The sequence below is a fragment of the Pedobacter sp. Leaf41 genome (genome assembly GCF_001422545.1).
In the GTDB taxonomy this organism is placed as follows: domain Bacteria; phylum Bacteroidota; class Bacteroidia; order Sphingobacteriales; family Sphingobacteriaceae; genus Pedobacter.
This window is the reverse complement of record NZ_LMLE01000010.1, coordinates 56,150-74,235: the sequence shown is the minus strand read 5'-3', so window position 1 is coordinate 74,235 and position 18,086 is coordinate 56,150. Positions and strand designations below refer to the sequence as shown.

The 18,086-nt window shown below is 37.2% G+C and carries 14 protein-coding genes; 5 read left to right on the top strand and 9 right to left on the bottom strand.

Translation table 11 applies throughout. From position 1 onward, the window contains the following. Window positions 1-58: 58 nt before the first annotated feature. From ASE92_RS16820 to ASE92_RS16800, 5 genes are all read right to left on the bottom strand, one after another. Complete coding sequence (locus tag ASE92_RS16820) at window positions 59-1,384, bottom strand: NAD(P)/FAD-dependent oxidoreductase (RefSeq protein WP_056851282.1); 1,326 nt, start codon at window positions 1,382-1,384, stop codon at window positions 59-61. A gap of 567 nt (window positions 1,385-1,951) precedes the next feature. After that, entirely contained in the window at window positions 1,952-4,930 is a 2,979-nt protein-coding gene (gene secDF / locus ASE92_RS16815; RefSeq protein ID WP_056851281.1) for a protein translocase subunit SecDF, read from the bottom strand. A 448-nt stretch (window positions 4,931-5,378) separates the two neighbouring features. Then, a complete protein-coding gene (locus ASE92_RS16810; RefSeq protein ID WP_056851280.1) occupies window positions 5,379-5,888 on the bottom strand; it encodes a dihydrofolate reductase in 510 nt (169 codons plus the stop codon). Window positions 5,889-5,949: 61 nt separating this feature from the next. Beyond that, window positions 5,950-6,330 carry a four helix bundle protein gene (locus ASE92_RS16805; RefSeq protein ID WP_056851279.1) on the bottom strand — a complete coding sequence of 127 codons (381 nt, stop codon included), beginning with the start codon at window positions 6,328-6,330 and terminating at the stop codon, window positions 5,950-5,952. 108 nt (window positions 6,331-6,438) lie between these two features. Then, complete coding sequence (locus ASE92_RS16800) at window positions 6,439-7,233, bottom strand: thymidylate synthase (RefSeq protein WP_056851278.1); 795 nt, start codon at window positions 7,231-7,233, stop codon at window positions 6,439-6,441. 212 nt (window positions 7,234-7,445) lie between these two features. Here ASE92_RS16800 and ispE point away from each other — a divergent pair, with 212 nt between their 5' ends. The 5 genes from ispE (at window position 7,446) to ASE92_RS16775 (ending at window position 11,334) form a co-directional block, all read left to right on the top strand. Further along, window positions 7,446-8,249 (top strand): 4-(cytidine 5'-diphospho)-2-C-methyl-D-erythritol kinase, encoded by an 804-nt coding sequence (ispE, locus tag ASE92_RS16795; RefSeq protein ID WP_056851277.1) that lies wholly within the window; start codon window positions 7,446-7,448, stop codon window positions 8,247-8,249. 78 nt (window positions 8,250-8,327) lie between these two features. Next, window positions 8,328-8,747, top strand: a complete 420-nt coding sequence (locus ASE92_RS16790; RefSeq protein ID WP_056851276.1) for an OsmC family protein — start codon at window positions 8,328-8,330, stop codon at window positions 8,745-8,747. Between the two features lie 69 nt (window positions 8,748-8,816). Further along, window positions 8,817-9,983, top strand: a complete 1,167-nt coding sequence (locus tag ASE92_RS16785; protein ID WP_056851275.1) for an O-succinylhomoserine sulfhydrylase — start codon at window positions 8,817-8,819, stop codon at window positions 9,981-9,983. A gap of 251 nt (window positions 9,984-10,234) precedes the next feature. Then, window positions 10,235-10,954, top strand: coding sequence for a pirin family protein (locus ASE92_RS16780; RefSeq protein WP_056851274.1), 720 nt, complete (start codon window positions 10,235-10,237; stop codon window positions 10,952-10,954). An 80-nt stretch (window positions 10,955-11,034) separates the two neighbouring features. Next, entirely contained in the window at window positions 11,035-11,334 is a 300-nt protein-coding gene (locus ASE92_RS16775; RefSeq protein ID WP_235527385.1) for a hypothetical protein, read from the top strand. A 261-nt stretch (window positions 11,335-11,595) separates the two neighbouring features. Here the strand turns inward: ASE92_RS16775 and ASE92_RS16770 are convergent, their stop codons facing one another. The 4 genes from ASE92_RS16770 to ASE92_RS16755 all read right to left on the bottom strand — a co-directional run bounded on the left by ASE92_RS16770 (window position 11,596) and on the right by ASE92_RS16755 (window position 18,085). Continuing rightward, complete coding sequence (locus ASE92_RS16770; RefSeq protein ID WP_056851273.1) at window positions 11,596-11,877, bottom strand: hypothetical protein; 282 nt, start codon at window positions 11,875-11,877, stop codon at window positions 11,596-11,598. Window positions 11,878-12,016: 139 nt separating this feature from the next. Further along, window positions 12,017-14,821 carry a hypothetical protein gene (locus tag ASE92_RS16765; protein WP_056851272.1) on the bottom strand — a complete coding sequence of 935 codons (2,805 nt, stop codon included), beginning with the start codon at window positions 14,819-14,821 and terminating at the stop codon, window positions 12,017-12,019. A 1,279-nt stretch (window positions 14,822-16,100) separates the two neighbouring features. Continuing rightward, window positions 16,101-16,979, bottom strand: coding sequence for a DMT family transporter (locus tag ASE92_RS16760; protein ID WP_056851271.1), 879 nt, complete (start codon window positions 16,977-16,979; stop codon window positions 16,101-16,103). A 2-nt stretch (window positions 16,980-16,981) separates the two neighbouring features. Next, complete coding sequence (locus ASE92_RS16755) at window positions 16,982-18,085, bottom strand: LptF/LptG family permease (RefSeq protein WP_082455102.1); 1,104 nt, start codon at window positions 18,083-18,085, stop codon at window positions 16,982-16,984. Window position 18,086 lies beyond the last annotated feature (1 nt).

The window sequence follows — 18,086 nt, the reverse complement described above, 5'->3', positions numbered from 1 at the left end:
GACCAATGACCAATGACCAATGACCAATGACCAATGACCAATGACCAATGACCAATAACTAATGAACCTCCTTTACGCTGGGTACTTCGGCTCTGTAGTCGACACTCCGGTCTTTAGCAAACGTTCTGATAATCAATCTCGTTCCTCTATCATAACTAAAATAACTCCAAACCCAATTTACAAATACAATAATTTTATTTCTAAATCCCACAAGTGTCATCAAGTGAACGAACATCCAGGTAAACCATGCGAAAACTCCTTGAAAACGAATTTTGCCAATATCAACCACAGCTTTGTTCCGGCCAACTGTAGCCATAGAACCTTTATCGAAATACTTAAATTTTTCTAACGGTTTATTTTCCTTGATGTTAATTAAGTTCTTAGCTAGATGATGTCCCTGTTGGATAGCTGCTGGAGCTACTCCAGGATGTCCGTTTGGAGTGGCCTCATCAATTATCGCCGCAACATCGCCAATGGCATAGATATTTCGATAACCGACAACCAGATTTTGGGTATCAGTTTTTAATCTTCCACCACGAACCACTTCCGCTTGATCAAGGCCTGGCAATACCACGCCTTTTACTCCAGCGCTCCAAATTACTGTCGAACTTAAGATTGGTGCCTTATCTTGTAAAGAAAGGGTATGACCATCGTAACCTAAAACACGGGTATCGTTCATTACCTGAACACCCATCTTAATTAAGAATTCTTTAGATTTTTGTTGTGCCTGTGGCGACATTGGTCCTAAGAGTTCAGGAGAATTTTCAATCAGATAAATGTTCACTTTACTCACATCCATTTCTGGATAATCGTTAGGAATAACATGCCTTTTCAGTTCTGAAATTGCTCCAGCAGTTTCCACACCTGTTGGGCCTCCACCCACTACCACGAAGTTTAATAGAGCGCTTTTTTTATCTAAATCCTTTTCTATTAACGATTTCTCGAAATTTTGCAAAATCAGACTTCTTAAGTCTAAAGCTTCTGGAATCGATTTCATAGGCATTGAGTTCGCTTCAATTTCGTTGTTGCCGAAGAAATTACTGGTCGAACCAGTTGCAATTACTAAATAATCATAACTCACTTTTCCTATATCTGTCATCAAACAGTTTTCAGCAGCATTTACTTCCGTCACTTTAGTTACCCTAAAGATTAGGTTTTTTTGCCCTTTAAAAATCTTTCTCAAGGGAAATGCAATGGAATCAGCTTCCAATCCGCCTGTTGCTACCTGGTAAAGTAAAGGTTGAAAAGTATGATAATTATGTTTATCAAGCATAACTACTTGAAAAGGTTTATTCTTTAATCGTTTAGCTAGTTCTATCCCGCCAAATCCACCGCCAACTATAACTACTCTTGGGTATTCACTTTTAGGAAGTTGTAAATCCATCTTAAATCGCTTTATCTGTTACTAATGTAACAAAAAGATAGCCAAAAGGTTTAGAAATTGAGGTTTTGAAACCGTTTCTTAAGCGCTTCTACATAGATATAACTTTGATATGACCGAGTTGGTTTTTGCTGGTTTTTAGCACATTTTGGCTAAAATAAACCAGATGGAAACGAGCATGGAGCGCAGCGAATAAAGTGTACAAAAGGGCTGAAGGTGCCGAAGAAATTCGGGTTTTGTTTGTCAAAAAGCCTCACCGTATTATTGTCTGTAATATTGGTTATCTAGTACACGTCAATCGTCGATAGATAGGGGATTAGGAACATAAAGCCTCACCCTATTAACGGTTGTGGTTATGGGAAGTTAGTGCAAATCCCTCTCCGGGAGAGAAGGAAACAAAATGATGTGGTTTGAACCGATGGGTTTAAATCACAGTCTGCCAAAACCCACTCGTCCGGAGAGGGTGGCTGGAAAACTTTCCATACCACGAATTTCCAAAGGGTGAGGCTGAAAAAAAACGCCTTCCCAATTGATCAGGAAGGCGTTTTATACATTGTTAGAATCTGGATCTTATTTTTTCTTTTCTTCCGAACTACCCAAATCAATTACTATAGGAGTAGAGATACATAATGATGAATATGTACCGATAACACGGCCGATTAACAAGGCGAAGATAAATCCGCGGATGCTATCGCCACCAAAAATGAAGATCACCAATAACACGAAGAACACAGTTAACGAAGTCAAAATCGTACGACTTAATGTACTGTTTAACGCAAAGTTGATTAATTGGTTACGTTCTTCACCATGTAAATCTTCTTTACCAGCTTCTTTAAGTTTTTCACGAATACGGTCAAACACAACAACAGTTTCTGTCATGGTATAACCCATTACTGTTAAAATTGCTGCAATAAAATCCTGGCCAATTTCTAATGAGAATGGTAAAACCCCATCTAAAATAGTATAGAAAGAAAGTACCATCAAAACGTCGTGGGCCAATGCCAACACAGCACCTAAACCATATTGCCATTTTTTAAATCTTACTACGATGTAGATAAACATGAAGATACATGAAATCAATACCGCGTAAAAAGCTCCGTTAACAATATCACTGGCGATAATTGGCGTCACTTTTTGTGAACTTACAATTTCATATTTCGAACCTGCTAAACCTTTGTTTAAAGCATCTTCAACCACTTTATCAGTTTTCACATCTTGATCTTCGATGTGGAAAGTTGTGGTAATTTTAACCTGACTGTTTTCTCCTGCTGTTTTAACCTCAGGCGTTTCGTTACCGAAAACAGGAGTTAACTGAGATTTGATATCTTCAGTGTTAACCGCTTTATCGAAGTGTACAAGGTAAGTTCTACCACCTTTAAAATCTACGCCAAGATTTAAACCACCATGTTTGAAATACATGCCGATACCAGCTAAGATGATCACCGTTGAAATGATGTAATAGATTTTACGACGGCCAACAAAGTTGAAAGCTAAATTTTTAAATGCATTACGTGTAAACTGATTATCAAAGCTAATTTCCATTTTACGATCTAACATCGCTTCGAAAACCAATCTTGAAATTAATACAGCAGCAAATAATGAAGAAAGGATACCGATACACAAGGTAGTTGCAAAACCTTGAACTGGACCGCTACCGAAAGCGTAAAGAATAGCACCTAAAATAAATACGGTAATGTTTGCATCTAAGATAGATGGCATTGCATGTTTAAAACCTTCTTTAATTGCTGTAGGAATATTTTTGCCCAAGGCAAGCTCTTCACGTACACGTTCGAAAATTAGAATGTTCGCATCTACGGATAAACCAATGGTTAGCACAATACCCGCAATACCAGGTAATGTTAACACTGCACCAAGCGATACCAAAATACCGATGATGAAAAACAAGTTAACCAATAAAGCAAAGTTTGCAACCCAACCAGCACGGTGATAATACAATGCCATGAAGATCAGGATTACGATAAACGCAATCACAAATGAAATTAAACCATCATGGATAGCTTGTGCACCTAAAGTTGGACCAACAATATAACTACCAGCAATACGAGCAGGCGCAGGTAATTTACCGGCTTTTAAAATGTTTGATAAATCCTTAGTGTCTGCCTGTGTGAAGTTACCGGTAATTGATGAAACACCACCACCAATTTCATTCTGAACAGTAGGAGCAGAATAAACCATGTTATCTAACACAATAGCGATAGATTTTTTATTGTTAGGATCAGCAGCAGCTTCAGCAGTAATTTTTTTCCATTTTGCAGCACCTTCGCTGGTCATGTACATGGTTACCTCTGGCTTACCTTTTTGATCAAAGTCAGCACGTGAATCGCTGATTGCTTCACCACCTAAATCTGGTTTACCATCAGCACTGGTAACTTTAATAGCATAAAGTTCAAATACTTTAGAACCTTCTCTAGGTTTAACGCTCCACATAAATTTCATCGTAGATGGAATTGCTGCGGCAACCTCAGGAAGTTTTAAGTAGTTATTAACTTTTGCAGTATCTTTTTGTAACGACATACCAACAACTGCACCTGGCATTAATTGTTGTTGTCCGTTTTCTCCCTGATAAATAGGAAGACTTAAAACTGCGTATAATGGATTTGATTTTGCTAATTCAGCTCTTACTGCGGTAGAATCTTTTTTACCTAAGCCAGCTAATTTGCCACCTTTTGCAGTGGAGTCTTTAGCAGCATTCTCTAAGCCGGCTAATTTGCCGCCAGCTTTAGCAGCCGTATCTGTAGTAGCCGCAGGAGTTTCAGTTTTTAAAGTTGCAGCTAAAGTTTTGTTAATGTTTTCTAACAAAGGTGCTACTTCCTGTACCTGGTATACTTGCCAGAATTGTAATTCGGCAGAACCTTGTAAAAGTTTAGCAATACGTTCTTTATCCTGCACACCTGGCATCTCAATTAAGATGCGGTTACTACCTTCTTGTTTTTGCATGTTCGGACTCACAACGCCGAAACCATCAATACGAGAACGTAAAACAGTAAATGAGCGATCGATAGCACTTGTAGCCTCTTTCTCTAAGAAAGATTCAACTTCGCCATTGCTAGCGCTTGGTTTTAATTGCGATGCATTGTCTTGATTAGAAAAATAGTCAGCAAGTTTTACACCCGGACTTAATTTTTCAAATTCATCAACAAAAATTTTGATGTAATCTTTACCGCCAGCATTTAGCTGAATTTGTGCGTTCTGAACTGCTTTGTTAAAGTTAGCATCAGTAGGGTTGCCCGCCAAAGATTTAACCAATTCCGCTAACGATATCTCCATCGTTACGTTCATACCGCCTTTTAAGTCTAGGCCTAAATTAATCTCTTTCGATTTAACTTCGCCGTAAGTGAACCCAACAAGCGGGTAAACTTTCTCGGTACTCATCGAATCTAAGTAAGCCTTTTCTTTGGCTGCATCACCTTTCGCATAGTTTTTTGCGTCTTTCTCTACTTTGGATGCTACCAAAGTAAAGGAAAGTGCATACGCACAAACGATAGCCAATACTATCGCTATAAACTTAATAAAACCTTTTCCTTGCATTGTTTGTTTAAAATAATTTGTCTTTCGCTGTTTTTTAACAAGTCGGCAAATCTAATTAAATTTTTAAATTATAGAACCCCTTAGTTGATAATTTATTAAGATTAATTTTCGGCAGATAATTATACCCATGCATTCGATACATAGATCTTCTTTTTGCACCAAAATTAAGATTTGATTTATTTGGAAAGCAATTGCAGTAGTATTCGGCTTTGGTTCAGTCCTGCCAACCGCTGTAGCTCCGATCAAAAAATCGGAGGCTGCCGCTATTGTCAGGTTTAAGTGGGAAGACAGGTAATCCTATTTTCGGCTAAATGCATAATGCTTCTATTATTTGCAAGGCTTTCGCCTATTTGGCAACAATAGAAAGATTTCAAGCAATTATAAAAGCAAACCTTTATAGCAAAAGCATTAAGATTGCTTCGAGGCTCTGAATTACCACTTTCTATGATTATTTCCTTTTAAGCACTTCAAAAGTGTAATCATATTTGTTTTTCTCATCCGCTTTATGCGGATCGCTGCTCACCACTTCCCATTCATTTCTGTCGATCTCTGGGAAAAACGTATCAGCGTCAAAAGTATGATGAATTGTAGTTAAATAAAGTAGGTCTGTTTTTGGTAAAGCCTGGCGATAAATTTCCGCACCACCAACAACAAAAACAGGTTTCTCTTCTGCTTTAGTAATTTCTAATGCTTCATCAAGACTATTCACAATCTCAACGCCATCAATTTTTAACGATGAATCTCTCGTGATGACAATGTTTCTGCGATTTGGTAAAGGTTTACCGACAGAATCGAAGGTCTTACGGCCCATTACAACCGTGTGACCAGAAGTAGTTTGTTTAAAAAACTTTAAATCAGCAGGCATGTGCCATAAAAGCTGGTTGTTTTTTCCTATCGCGAAGTTTTCTCCCACCGCAACTGCTATAGCAAGCGAAGGATTTTTTAGTTCATTAGTCATTAGTCATTAGTTCAATAGTTCATTAGTTCAATAGTTTCATTTGTTCATTGGGTTTATCTGTTCATGATTTTGTGCCAGACTGACCTTTTCCAATGTATTTTATATAAGCGTTAAGCTTTATATGTACTGTTTCTAGTTTGGCAAAGAGTTGTGTGTAAATTTCTTCATTGACGAGCCCTCTATGTCGCATTTTTCTTAAGAAAGACTTTGTTTCTAAAATAGAACCTCTGCTGTAGCAACAAAAGTTCTTATTTTCCTTGAAATGAAAACGACCATAACCTTCGGCAATATTTGCACTAATTGAATCTGCAGCCCTGCAAATTTGTTTTCCTATGGTATCTTTAGCAAAAAAGTCCCATGTCGTTGTAATATCCCAAATTTCATTTGATAAATTTTCAGCAAGCATATACACCTCCAAATCTTCAATTCGATTATAACTCATAATTATTTTGTTCACACATTAATTATAAGGGATGAGTTTAGAATAGAGATTTTTTATAAGCGTTTAGCCTAATGATACTTATGAACTATTGAACGAATTACTAATGAACTATACCGCCACCACTCCTTTAATATGCGGATGAGCCTCGTAATTCTCTAATGTAAAATCCTCGAATTTAAAATCAAAGATGCTTTTTACTTCAGGATTGATTTTCATAGCTGGAAGTGATTTCGGCTCTCTGCTTAATTGCAAATGTGCCTGTTCAATATGGTTATTGTACAAATGCGCATCGCCTAGAGTATGAACAAAATCGCCCGCTTCTAAACCACAAACCTGCGCCACCATCATGGTTAATAAAGCATAAGAAGCGATATTAAAAGGCACGCCCAAGAAAATATCGGCACTACGTTGATAGAGTTGGCAGCTTAACTTTCCGTCGGCAACGTAAAACTGAAAGAAAGCGTGGCAAGGAGGCAAAGCCATATTCTCGATTTCTGCCACATTCCAAGCAGAAACAATAATTCTTCGCGAATCTGGATTGTTTTTAATCGTGTTAATAATGTTGGTAATCTGATCGATGTGTTGTCCATCTGGCGTTGGCCAACTTCTCCATTGCGAACCATAAACAGGGCCTAAATTTCCATCTTCATCTGCCCATTCATCCCAAATGCGAACGCCATTATCTTTTAAGTATTTAATGTTTGTATCGCCAGTTAAGAACCAGATTAATTCATGTATGATAGATTTTAAATGTAGCTTCTTCGTGGTAACCATCGGAAAGCCCTGCTGCAAATTGAAACGCATTTGATAACCGAAAACGCTAATCGTTCCTGTTCCCGTGCGGTCGTGTTTTTGTGCGCCATGATCCAGCACATGTTGCATTAAATCTAAATATTGTTTCATAACTCCGAACCCTGAAGGGGCTTCCAAATCTTAAATAAATTATTAATTACAAATATGTAAAAAATCTTAATCACGAAATCTTTTAGTTTTCTACATTAACGGATTTTTAAACAAGCCTGACTTTTGTATGTTTGCATCAGCACTGTATTTGACTTTGAGGGGAAATCTCAAATCTCAAATCTCAAATCTCAAATCTCAAATCTCAAATCCGAATGTTATCTTTTCCAAACGCAAAAATAAACCTTGGCTTAAATATTACGGAGAAACGCAACGATGGTTATCATAACCTCGAAACTGTTTTTTATCCAATTGATATCAAAGATTCAGTTGAAATTACCGATGCTGATTTCACCTCCTGCAAACTTCATGGCATTAATATTCCAGGCGATGCTAATGATAATCTATGTGTAAAAGCTTACAATCTGATTAAACAAGATTTTGAAATTCCTGCGCAGCAGATTAATTTATTGAAAAACATTCCCGTGGGTGCAGGCTTGGGAGGTGGCTCATCAGATTGCGCTTTCCTTATAAAATTGTTAAATGATAAATTTAAGTTGGGCCTATCGGTTACAGACATGGAGAATTACGCCCGTAAGCTTGGTGCAGATTGTGCTTTTTTTATCGAAAATAAACCTGTTTACGCCTTTAACAAAGGCGATGAATTTGAAATGTGCGAAGTAGATTTGTCAGCCTGGTTTAAAGTTTTAGTGAAACCGCCTGTACACGTGAGCACAGCGGATGCTTATGCGCTTGTAAAACCTCAAAAGCCTTTGCAATCCTTAAAAGAAATCATACATTTGTCGCCAACAACATGGAAGAATAAGGTTATCAACGATTTCGAGCCATCGGTATTCGCAAAATATCCCCAAATTCATCAAATAAAAACCAGTTTATACGATGCAGGCGCAACATTCGCTTTAATGAGTGGTAGCGGCTCGTCTGTTTTTGCAATTTTTAACGCACCCGTTAAACTGCCCGAACTGGAAAAAGACAATTTAGTTTATTATAATATTTAAAAAGAGCTGAAAGGTAAAAGCTGAAAGACTAAAGCAAAATCGTCTTGATACTTGATACTAAATACTCGATACTACAAAATGAATATAAATCTCATCCGCAAAAGCGGAAAATTTAATTTCGAAGCAGTAAATGAAAGCGGTTTTACCGTCGAATTAGATGCGAAAGCTGCTATTGGTGGTGAAGGCAAAGGTTTCAGACCTATGGAAATGCTTTTGGTTGGCCTTGGTGGTTGTAGTGGAATAGACATGGTAAATGTGTTAACCAAACAGAAAGAACCACTTGAAGATATTAAAATCGCCATCAATGCCACTAGAAAAGATGAAGAGATGCCGCCTATTTTCGATGAAATTGAAATTCACTTCGATTTATCAGGCGATTTAAACCCAACAAAAGTGGAAAGGGCTTTGGCTATGACGTTCGATAAATATTGTTCCGTATCTAACATTTTAGGTCGCTCTGCGAAGATTAATTTTACATACAACATAAATAAGGTTTAGGGTAAAAGTTTTATGGCTTAAGGTCTGGAATCTCGTATCACAAATCTCAATACTAATATCACAAAACAAATGAAATCCGAAAATTTTGAAACCATAGCTATACGCACTCAAACCGAACGCAGTTCGCACAAAGAACACTCTGCACCAATTTATCTTACCTCGAGTTATAAGTTTGATGATGCTGAAGAAATGCGGGCTTTATTTGCAAACGAGAAAGAGGGCAATGTGTACAGCCGTTATTCAAATCCAAATACCTCAGAGTTTATAGAGAAGATGTGTTTGTTAGAAGGTGCTGAAGATGGTTTTGCTACTGCAACGGGAATGGCTGCTATTTTCACCACATTTGGAGCCTTCTTAAAAGCCGGTGACCATATCGTTTCCAGTCGCTCAGTTTTTGGCTCGACACATCAGTTATTAACCAATGTTTTCTCTAAATGGGGTGTAACTTTTGACTATGCTGATTTGGATAAACCGGAAGATTGGGAAGCTTTGATTAAGCCGAATACCAAAATGATTTTCGTTGAAACGCCATCAAATCCTGGTATTGATATTATAGATTTAGCTTTCCTTGGCGATTTAGCCAAAAAACATCATCAGCTTTTAGTAGTTGATAACTGTTTTGCAACGCCATATTTGCAGCAGCCGATTAAATTAGGTGCGCATCTTTCTATCCATTCGGCTACCAAATACATCGATGGACAAGGAAGAGTGCTAGGTGGGATTGTTTTAGGTACGAAGGAATTAATTACTGAAGTTGTTGCATTTGCACGTCATAGTGGCCCGGCTTTGTCGCCATTTAACGCCTGGATTTTATCTAAAAGTTTAGAAACCCTGGCTGTTCGCATGGATCGCCACTGCGAGAGTGCTTTAAAAGTGGCTGAGTATTTGGAAAAACATCCAAAAATTAAATTGGTTAAATATCCGTTTCTTCCTTCTCACCCTCAGTATGAAATTGCTAAAAAGCAAATGAAGCAGGGTGGTGGTATCGTCACTATTGTGGTTGAAGGTGGCGTTGAAGGCGCCCGCAAATTTATGGATGGCCTGAAAATGTTCTCCATCTCTGCAAATTTGGCCGATACACGTTCAATCGCTACGCACCCGGCAACAAGTACACATAGCAAACTTACAGAAGAAGAACGCAATGTTGTGGGTATTGAACAAGGCTCTATCCGTTTGTCAATCGGTTTGGAACATGTTAATGATATTTTAGCAGATATTGAACAGGCGCTTTTGTAAACAATTCTAGATTTACGAATTACGAATTTTTAGAAAAGCAATTGCAGTGGGGCGTCGGTTACGATAGCCCCGCTTTTGTTTTTGATGCCTTGCATGCCCTTATCGGTGATCAGTTTCAACAACGCGATATGGAGCACTCCTAACTTCGAACCACTAGCTCGAAACTCAAAACCGCAAACTTTCTTACCCTACATCAATGCACAGGTTTCGAACCTGCAGTAAATTTGTATCATAAACAAGAAAGGAAATTTATGTCACAGTTTATTTTGCACAAAGAAAACACCAGAGGCCATGCAAATCATGGTTGGTTAAATGCTCACCACTCATTCAGTTTTGCCAACTACTACAATCCTGAAAGAATGCACTTTGGAGTTTTGCGGGTTTTAAATGATGACTTGATTGATGGTGGAATGGGTTTTGGAACTCACCCACACGATAATATGGAAATCATTACGATTCCATTAGCAGGAGCCATTGCACACAAGGATAGCATGGGAAACTCCGCAGTAATTAAAAGTGGAGAAATCCAGGTAATGAGCGCCGGAACCGGGGTTAGCCATAGTGAATTTAACGCTTTGGCAGACGAACAGTTAAATTTATTACAAATCTGGCTGTTCCCTAACAAGAAAAATGTTACGCCACGTTACGACCAGCAAACATTAGATGTTGAAGCTCGTCATAACAACTTTCAACAGATTTTATCACCAAACCAAGATGATGCGGGAGTTTGGATTCATCAGGATGCATGGTTCTCATTGGGTAAATTTGATGAAGGCTTCGAAACCGAATACAAAATCAAAAAAGCTGGAAACGGTGTTTACGCCTTTGTGATTAATGGAGAAGTTACCATTAACGGCCAAACATTAAACAAAAGAGATGGTTTGGGGATTTGGGATAAGGACAGCATCAGTTTTAAAGCAAACTCTGCAGACGCAGAAGTGTTATTAATGGATGTTCCGATGGAATTATAATTCATTTACGTGTTAAGAGTTGCGGGTGATAGGGCTAAAGCTCTTACTCGCAACTTTTTACGTTTAAATTTAACGAAAATATGATGCAAACTACTATACTTTATATCGGTCGAGACACAGAAATTACTGTCGTAATGAACAGATTGCTTAACGCCCGACCTGAATGGAAAGGCATTTGTGTTTGTACAGACGAGGAAGCTTTTTCTATTTTAGAGACGCAGGATGTTGATTTGGTGCTTTTAGGTAACGGAATTGATCTTGAGTGTGAAAAGGTGCTTAGAAAGCGTATAAACGAGCTAAAACGTAATGTGAAGATTATTCAGCATTACGGTGGCGGAAGTGGATTGCTTTATGGCGAAATTATGACTGCGCTGGGCTAACCTGAATAGTTGCAATTACCTTGCTTTCTTAAATGGGATTGCAGCGATATTCTTTTAAAATTGCAGCAGCTTCTTTAATGCTGTCATTCTGAGGTACGAAGAATCTGTCTCCGATGAAACATAGGCTTCGTGCCTCCATACGATAGAAGCCTTTTAAAAGATTTAGAGAAAAGCCCGACTCACGATTGATCGGTCTTCAGGCTTTGCTTTTCAAAGACTTATATTCATTGTACATGAGCCATGAGTTCAAATCAAGTGGTGTTAAGAAATATAATCCCTGTCCTCATCACTTAATTCCTTTTTGTTGCTAACTGGCTGATTTTTCTCAATTTCAGTATCGTAACTACTCACCGTTTTTCTAGGTCGGCCTGCAACGAAGCCAATAATAAACCCAATCACTACACAAACTCCGACTACGATCAGTTTAGAAACAAAAACACCATCCACAATAATGAAATTGAATGCTACTTCATCACTGTTTAGGAATAAGAAAGCAGTTAGTAATGCGGTAAGGATGATGATGAATATGGTTTTTCCACTCATAAGTCTGGTATTTGTTAAAACTGATTGATAAACAACAAATTGTATTATTGGTTTGCTTCTTTGTTCAAGTATGGTGAAAATAGTCTTTTTTTTGATTTTGATGAAAGAAAAATCTCAATAAGAATATGGTTTGCTTCACTTAAAATGAATAATTGAAAGAAAATTCTAATATCGGGTTTTGATTGTAAATTTTGTTAACGAAAACCAATCTCGCCCCAACATCAACTACGGGTTGGTATCTTAAAAGATTTAAACTACTGTTTAGTTCTACGCCATAGGTTTTAGGTTGGCCAATGTTGCTGTCTACACCAATGTTTTCATAATGACAAAACAAACCCGCTCTAACATTTCGCACATAGGCTAAAGAGCTCAATTCCCAATCTGGAAAAGCAAATGGAAAACGATAATTGAAAAGCATGCTGTTTTGCAATTTGCTTTTCGCGAGGATATTGTTGTAGCCGTAAACCGTTGCAATTTCAGTAGCATATTGATTGGCACCGCTCGCTTTTTGGTAGTTGAAACTGGCCAGGAAAGAATGGTTTTTCGCCAGCCCTGGGAAGTACAAGAAACTTTCCAGCGCAAGGATTTCGCCGGTTAAATTTTTATCAAATGGTTGGTGGTTATAAGTTGCCCTTAAAATCTGTGCCCATCTTGGCGCAATGTCTCGTTCGGTAGTTCGCACACTGTGATTAAAAGTAAAATTATATTCCATTGGAAATTTCAACTCTCGAATGAAATTAGTCGGCATATTCTCTGCAAGGTATCGCTGTGTAAAACTGGTTGCCGCATTGAGTGTGAATGAGTAGTTTTGATTCCTTGCATTAAATGATAGCGGTACCGATGCGTTAAGTTTGATGAAGTTCTCTCTCCAATCTCCTTGCTGAATCGCGTTTTTAGCTCGATAGAACGTTCGTTTTGGTCGGTTCCGATAGAGAACGCTAAAAACAGGGTAGAGCGCCTTATAGCTAATATCTGCGGTATACTCAAAACGCTTCAAGTCGCGATGGTATTTTGCACCGGTATAGAAGTCCATCGTATTAAGCAAATTGTTCGACTGCAGCTCAAGGCCGAAAACATATTCATTGTCGATTACGGGAATTATACTATGAAAACTAAACAGGTTTAAGCCCTGACGAAAGCGCTTGCTCTGGAAAACGCTGTCGGGAATATTTTCGAAAACATTACCCGCACGTTCTTGCTTTTCTGCTGCTGCAGAAAAATCTACAAAGGTGTTTTCTCCAACTGGATTCTCCGTTATTGCTTTCTCTGCAATTTCATAACCGTTGATATTATAATCGTTAAAAATGATTTTTTCATTATCAGTTTCGGTTGGGTTAAAAGCGCCATACTTTGAATTGCTCAAAGCATTTATTTTTTTAGAATTGATATCAATACTGTAGATGTTATCGATGCCATTAAAATGTGCGTTGAAAAGAATTTTGTCGCCGATAAAAATTGGCCGACTGAGTTGTTGTCGGCTGTTAGAAATGAGTTGCGTTTTTTTCTCGTCCTCCAGCAGCCATAAGTTTTTTCCATTCTCGCTTACGCTAATGTAAGCGATTCGATTTCCGGTTTTGTCGAAACTCGGTGTTTGTAGAATTTCGTTTTCAGTGTTAGAATAAGTTTTCAAGATCTTACCAGATGAGGCATCAATTTCTACAAGGTTAAACTGGTTGTTGAGTTCAACTTTTGCAGCGACTATTTTCTTGCCATCACTCGAAAGGCTAGGGGAGAAGAGCCGACTTTGACTGCTGAGCCTTTTGAATTTTTTCGTGTTAAAATTGTATGAGCAAATTACACTGTAACTTCGCTGCTTGTACCTGGGGTCGTAGCGAATTTCATCCCAAACCAAAACGTCATTTTTGTAACTAAACCAGGGCTGTTCCTGGTAACCAATTCCAAATAATTTTTGTTCACTTTTATCTTCATTTACGATCACAAAATAACGGGCATCTTGGGTGCTTTCTTTGAGCGCTAAAATCTTGGTTTTATTAAAACGAACTGGAAGAAAATAGTTCGTTGCCAGTGATGTTTTTTTATTTAAATTTTCATACTCATCTTTTGAAGTTTTTTCATCCTGTTTTTTCCAATCTTCTGTTAGCTTTTCTTGTGTGGAAAGGAAATACTTTCTTGTATTTTTTCCAGTGATTTTTTTCAGGCTTTGCGAAAAAGGATAAATCCTTAATGGTCTTTTTCTGATGTCGGCCAGTAAGCTGTCGGAAATGAACTGTCCATACCTTTCTCTCATGTCGGCAACCATTAAGTATCCGGTTTGATAGTAGCCCGGTGTTACATCTCTGTTCGATCCGAAATAGGCTTTGCTGTACGAGAATTTTTTGCCTTCTAAAATTGATGTCCGAAAAGGCATGATCCAGTTGGGCTGCCGCCCTCGTCCTGATTGAGTGAGTGCAGTTTCATTCACCACGGCATCTCCCTCGAAAAACCAGGTAGGTAAGCCGGCACCGAAATAGGCGAAGTAAACCAGCTCTGGAAAGGGACGTCTTTGTGATCCTGTCAACTTGTCAAACTGAGCAATGTGTCGAAGTTCATGAACTGCAAGGTTGTTCAGCCAATCTTGACTATCAAAATATTGTGGTGGTGTGGTGTAGAATTCAGACTTCTTCGGGCCTAACTGAACGAAGCCATTTGCTATGGTTCCGCGGTTCTGTAAGAGGAGTGGGATGGAGGTATTTTGTTGCCTCAAGTCTAAGCCGATTTTAGGGTAAATGAAGGGTAGTGTATTCGCCATTCTTTGTGCTTCCTTCTCCATCTCTTGAGGATAGATAATTTTGAAGCCTCCAGACTGGATATAGTTCCATCTTACACTAAGTGGGTTCTGTGCTGTGCTAAAAATCTGCCCAAAAACAGATAGTGAAACAAAGCTTAATATAATAGTAGTTAAATGCCTGATAAATAGTACGATGTTTGTTTTATTTGAATGCATTTGAATTGATTGCTAAAATATTTAGTTTTAATTGTTTTTTGACTTTTAATTTTTGTAGATTTTTTATTGATATGGAAACATATAAGTTATTGATTTTAAAAATTATATGTAAATTAAGTAAATTTAGATGTTACCAATTTTTATATGACAATTTAATCTATAATTTAGATCTCGACATATGATTTTCTATTTTTTTTAATCTGTCTAAATCTGCCATTAATGTACACTTATTAATCGATTTTCTTCAAAATTTTTTGCTCAATACTGCGGGGGGTGTTACGGATTTGAATTTATTTTTTCCGACTCCTATCGAAATTTTCGATCTGAATTGCTCTTAATTAACATTCCTTTTTAAGTAAATTCTGTAAAATTTGATGATATTTTTTGTCTTCGATTCTCGTTTTGTCCATAGATTTTTTAGTCATAGACCTGGTTTTTTGTGATCATAATTCGCCTCATGATCGCTAAAGTCATCTGGTGATTGTAGCTTGTAGGAATAGTCTAATCAGTTAAACTAAACACTCCATATTTAAGTGCGATGACAATATGTCATTAAATAAACTCGGCTAATATCTTTGAGAGAACCTCGTTTCCAAAATTTTTTAAAAGAATTTAGTTTAACGGTTTTGGGTATTAGGCTCTTTGAAATCCAAAAAAAGTACATTTCAATAATTTTTATATGGCGAAAATGCATCGTTTTTTTTAGGTATTTTGGACTTAACCTTCCTCCTAAATGTATATTTTAAGGGGAGATTTAAGTATCAAAAATGCCTGGTTTGCCTTTTTAAATTGCAATTCCTTGCAATATCCGTCGATAAATTAAAGAATATAAGATATAATGAAAAAATTATTTTATTGACTTAATTTGCTGTTTATGAATTGTTTAGGATGTTTTTTAATAAGTGATCTATTTTTTTATCACTAGCGGGAAATTTTATTGAATATGCACTATCAGCTCGCACTAACGCTCCAATAGACATCTAAATTTAAATGGAATACCATTAAAATTTAGGTGTCTATTTGAGAAATTTGTTGTTAGAATTCTTGGTATTTTTTACTGAGAATTCGCAATTTTTCACTTATAATTGCTGGCTGTCGAATTGGAAATTTAAATAAAATCTGGTTCTGTGGAGACTTGAATTTATACCTTTTATCCTATGAATTTGCATCGTTTTCCATTGTCTCAAATCGACAACGAATACCATACGAATTCCAGTTCGTTCGCACTTTAAATAAGGCTAATTGAAGTGGGAATTATAGCATAAATTCCAAATTTAAATTATCCCTTATTATACCTCTTTTTATAAACAGGATAAAGAAATACAGCGCCTAAAATAATCATTGCTCCAATGTAAAAACCACCAGTCATTTGCTCCTTATCTTTAAAGAAAAAGTAAGCGAGTATGATTCCATAAACGGGTTCTAAATTGGTTACTAACGCTACGCGAAAGGCCGATAAAGTTCTCATTACTGATACGCCTGCAATATAGGCAACCGAGGTGCAAAGTGTACCAAGAATGCCAATATAAATCCAGTTATTTACACTTAAATTAAAGCTCATATTTTGCAATGAGCCATCATAAATGCGGTATAGGGTAATCCAAAATAATCCACCAACCAATTCATAAAAGCCAATAATAGAGGGCTCACTTTTTTGAACGAGTGTAGAATTTATAGTAGAAAAAAGACTGGAGGCGACTGCTGCTAAAAGTCCGAAAATAATCCCCAAAGTATATTGGCCTTCGAATTTGAAGATCATATAAATTCCCAGAATTATTAATAACCCGATTAGAACATCACCCATTTGAATGGATTGTTTTTTGATCAGCGGTTCTAAAATGGCTGTGAATAATGTAAAAGAGGAGAGGCAGACCAGCGTTACCGAAACGGTAGAAACCTTAATTGCATAAAAGAAAAATATCCAGTGAATGGCTACAATTCCACCTGTTAAAAAGAACTGTATAAACTGCCGTTTTGTGATTTTTATATTCTTTTTAGTAGCGATAAACCAAAGGAAAAGAGTTGAGGTTGCAATCAAAACACGATACCAAACTAAAGGTACTGCATCTATCGAGATTACTTTGCCCAGCACTCCGGTGAAGCCCCAAATTAAAACCGTTAAATGAAGAATAATTAAATTCTTTTTATTGATGTCCATCTCTATTTTGGAGCTTTTCGGAGAAGGTAAATGCCTAACATACCGAATACGATTGTAGGTAAGATTACTGCCAAAAATGGGGGTAACCCACCTTTTGTAGAAAACATTTGTGTGAATTGATTAAACACGATATAGGCAAAGCTAATAAAGATTCCAATTCCCAATGATACTCCAACTCCACCGCGAACTTTTCGGGAAGATAACGCTACGCCAATCAGTGTTAAAATGTAGGCAGATAAAGGATGCAAATAGCGTTTGAATTTCTCGAATTCAAGATCGTTCATGATACCAGTTCCGCGAATTTTTTCCTTTCTGATCTTCTCTGAAAGTTCCTTTGTAGATAGATTTTGAACCACATTATCATAAGCAGAAAAATCATCAGGACGCATGTCTAAAATGGTATCTTTTACTTTACCACTTCCATAAATCATGCTTTCTTTCAGACCATCAATTTTTCTAATAGAATAGTTGCTCAACTGCCATTTTCTCTTTAACGAATCCCATTTTATGTTATCTGCAACGATTTTTTTTACCATCACATCTCCATTAAAATTATCCAGTGTGAAGCGATAACCATAGTTGGTTTTATTATCAAAACTCTCAATATAAATGTAAGTTTTGTTATCCAGTTTCATGTGAATATTTGATTTCGTTGACGGGTCATTTCGTTTTACGAAGGTATTTTCGAAGCTGTTTTTTAAGGTGTTGGTATAGGGTAAAATGTAAAGGTTAGAGACCAAGTTTGCTGAAAATATGATGGTAGCCGATACGAAATAAGGGAACAAGAATCTATTGAAACTTACACCCCCACTTAATATGGGAACAATTTCAGTTTGATCAGCCATCTTAGCAGTAAAAAATATTACGGCTATAAAGTTGATGAGTGGGGAGAGCATGTTAACGTAAAAAGGGATGGAGCCTGCGTAGTATTTGGTGAGTACACCCCAGAAGCTAAGCCCGCTTTTCATGAAATCATCCATCTTTTCTGATAAATCAAAAACAACAATAATGATCACGAAAATAGCCAAGGTATACACGAAAGTGCCCAGGTATTTACCAATAATATATTGATCGATAATTTTAATTCTCCCTTTTATTAGACTCATT

What these genes read in the sequence shown, in the direction of transcription:
- ASE92_RS16820 (WP_056851282.1), bottom strand. Translation starts at nt 1,384, where the DNA reads ATGGATTTACAACTTCCTAAAAGTGAATACCCAAGAGTAGTTATAGTT.
- secDF (WP_056851281.1), bottom strand. Translation starts at nt 4,930, where the DNA reads ATGCAAGGAAAAGGTTTTATTAAGTTTATAGCGATAGTATTGGCTATC.
- ASE92_RS16790 (WP_056851276.1), top strand. Translation starts at nt 8,328, where the DNA reads ATGAATATAAATCTCATCCGCAAAAGCGGAAAATTTAATTTCGAAGCA.
- ASE92_RS16765 (WP_056851272.1), bottom strand. Translation starts at nt 14,821, where the DNA reads ATGCATTCAAATAAAACAAACATCGTACTATTTATCAGGCATTTAACT.
- ASE92_RS16775 (WP_235527385.1), top strand. Translation starts at nt 11,035, where the DNA reads ATGATGCAAACTACTATACTTTATATCGGTCGAGACACAGAAATTACT.
- ASE92_RS16800 (WP_056851278.1), bottom strand. Translation starts at nt 7,233, where the DNA reads ATGAAACAATATTTAGATTTAATGCAACATGTGCTGGATCATGGCGCA.
- ASE92_RS16755 (WP_082455102.1), bottom strand. Translation starts at nt 18,085, where the DNA reads ATGAGTCTAATAAAAGGGAGAATTAAAATTATCGATCAATATATTATT.
- ASE92_RS16810 (WP_056851280.1), bottom strand. Translation starts at nt 5,888, where the DNA reads ATGACTAATGAACTAAAAAATCCTTCGCTTGCTATAGCAGTTGCGGTG.
- ASE92_RS16780 (WP_056851274.1), top strand. Translation starts at nt 10,235, where the DNA reads ATGTCACAGTTTATTTTGCACAAAGAAAACACCAGAGGCCATGCAAAT.
- ASE92_RS16785 (WP_056851275.1), top strand. Translation starts at nt 8,817, where the DNA reads ATGAAATCCGAAAATTTTGAAACCATAGCTATACGCACTCAAACCGAA.
- ispE (WP_056851277.1), top strand. Translation starts at nt 7,446, where the DNA reads ATGTTATCTTTTCCAAACGCAAAAATAAACCTTGGCTTAAATATTACG.
- ASE92_RS16805 (WP_056851279.1), bottom strand. Translation starts at nt 6,330, where the DNA reads ATGAGTTATAATCGAATTGAAGATTTGGAGGTGTATATGCTTGCTGAA.
- ASE92_RS16770 (WP_056851273.1), bottom strand. Translation starts at nt 11,877, where the DNA reads ATGAGTGGAAAAACCATATTCATCATCATCCTTACCGCATTACTAACT.
- ASE92_RS16760 (WP_056851271.1), bottom strand. Translation starts at nt 16,979, where the DNA reads ATGGACATCAATAAAAAGAATTTAATTATTCTTCATTTAACGGTTTTA.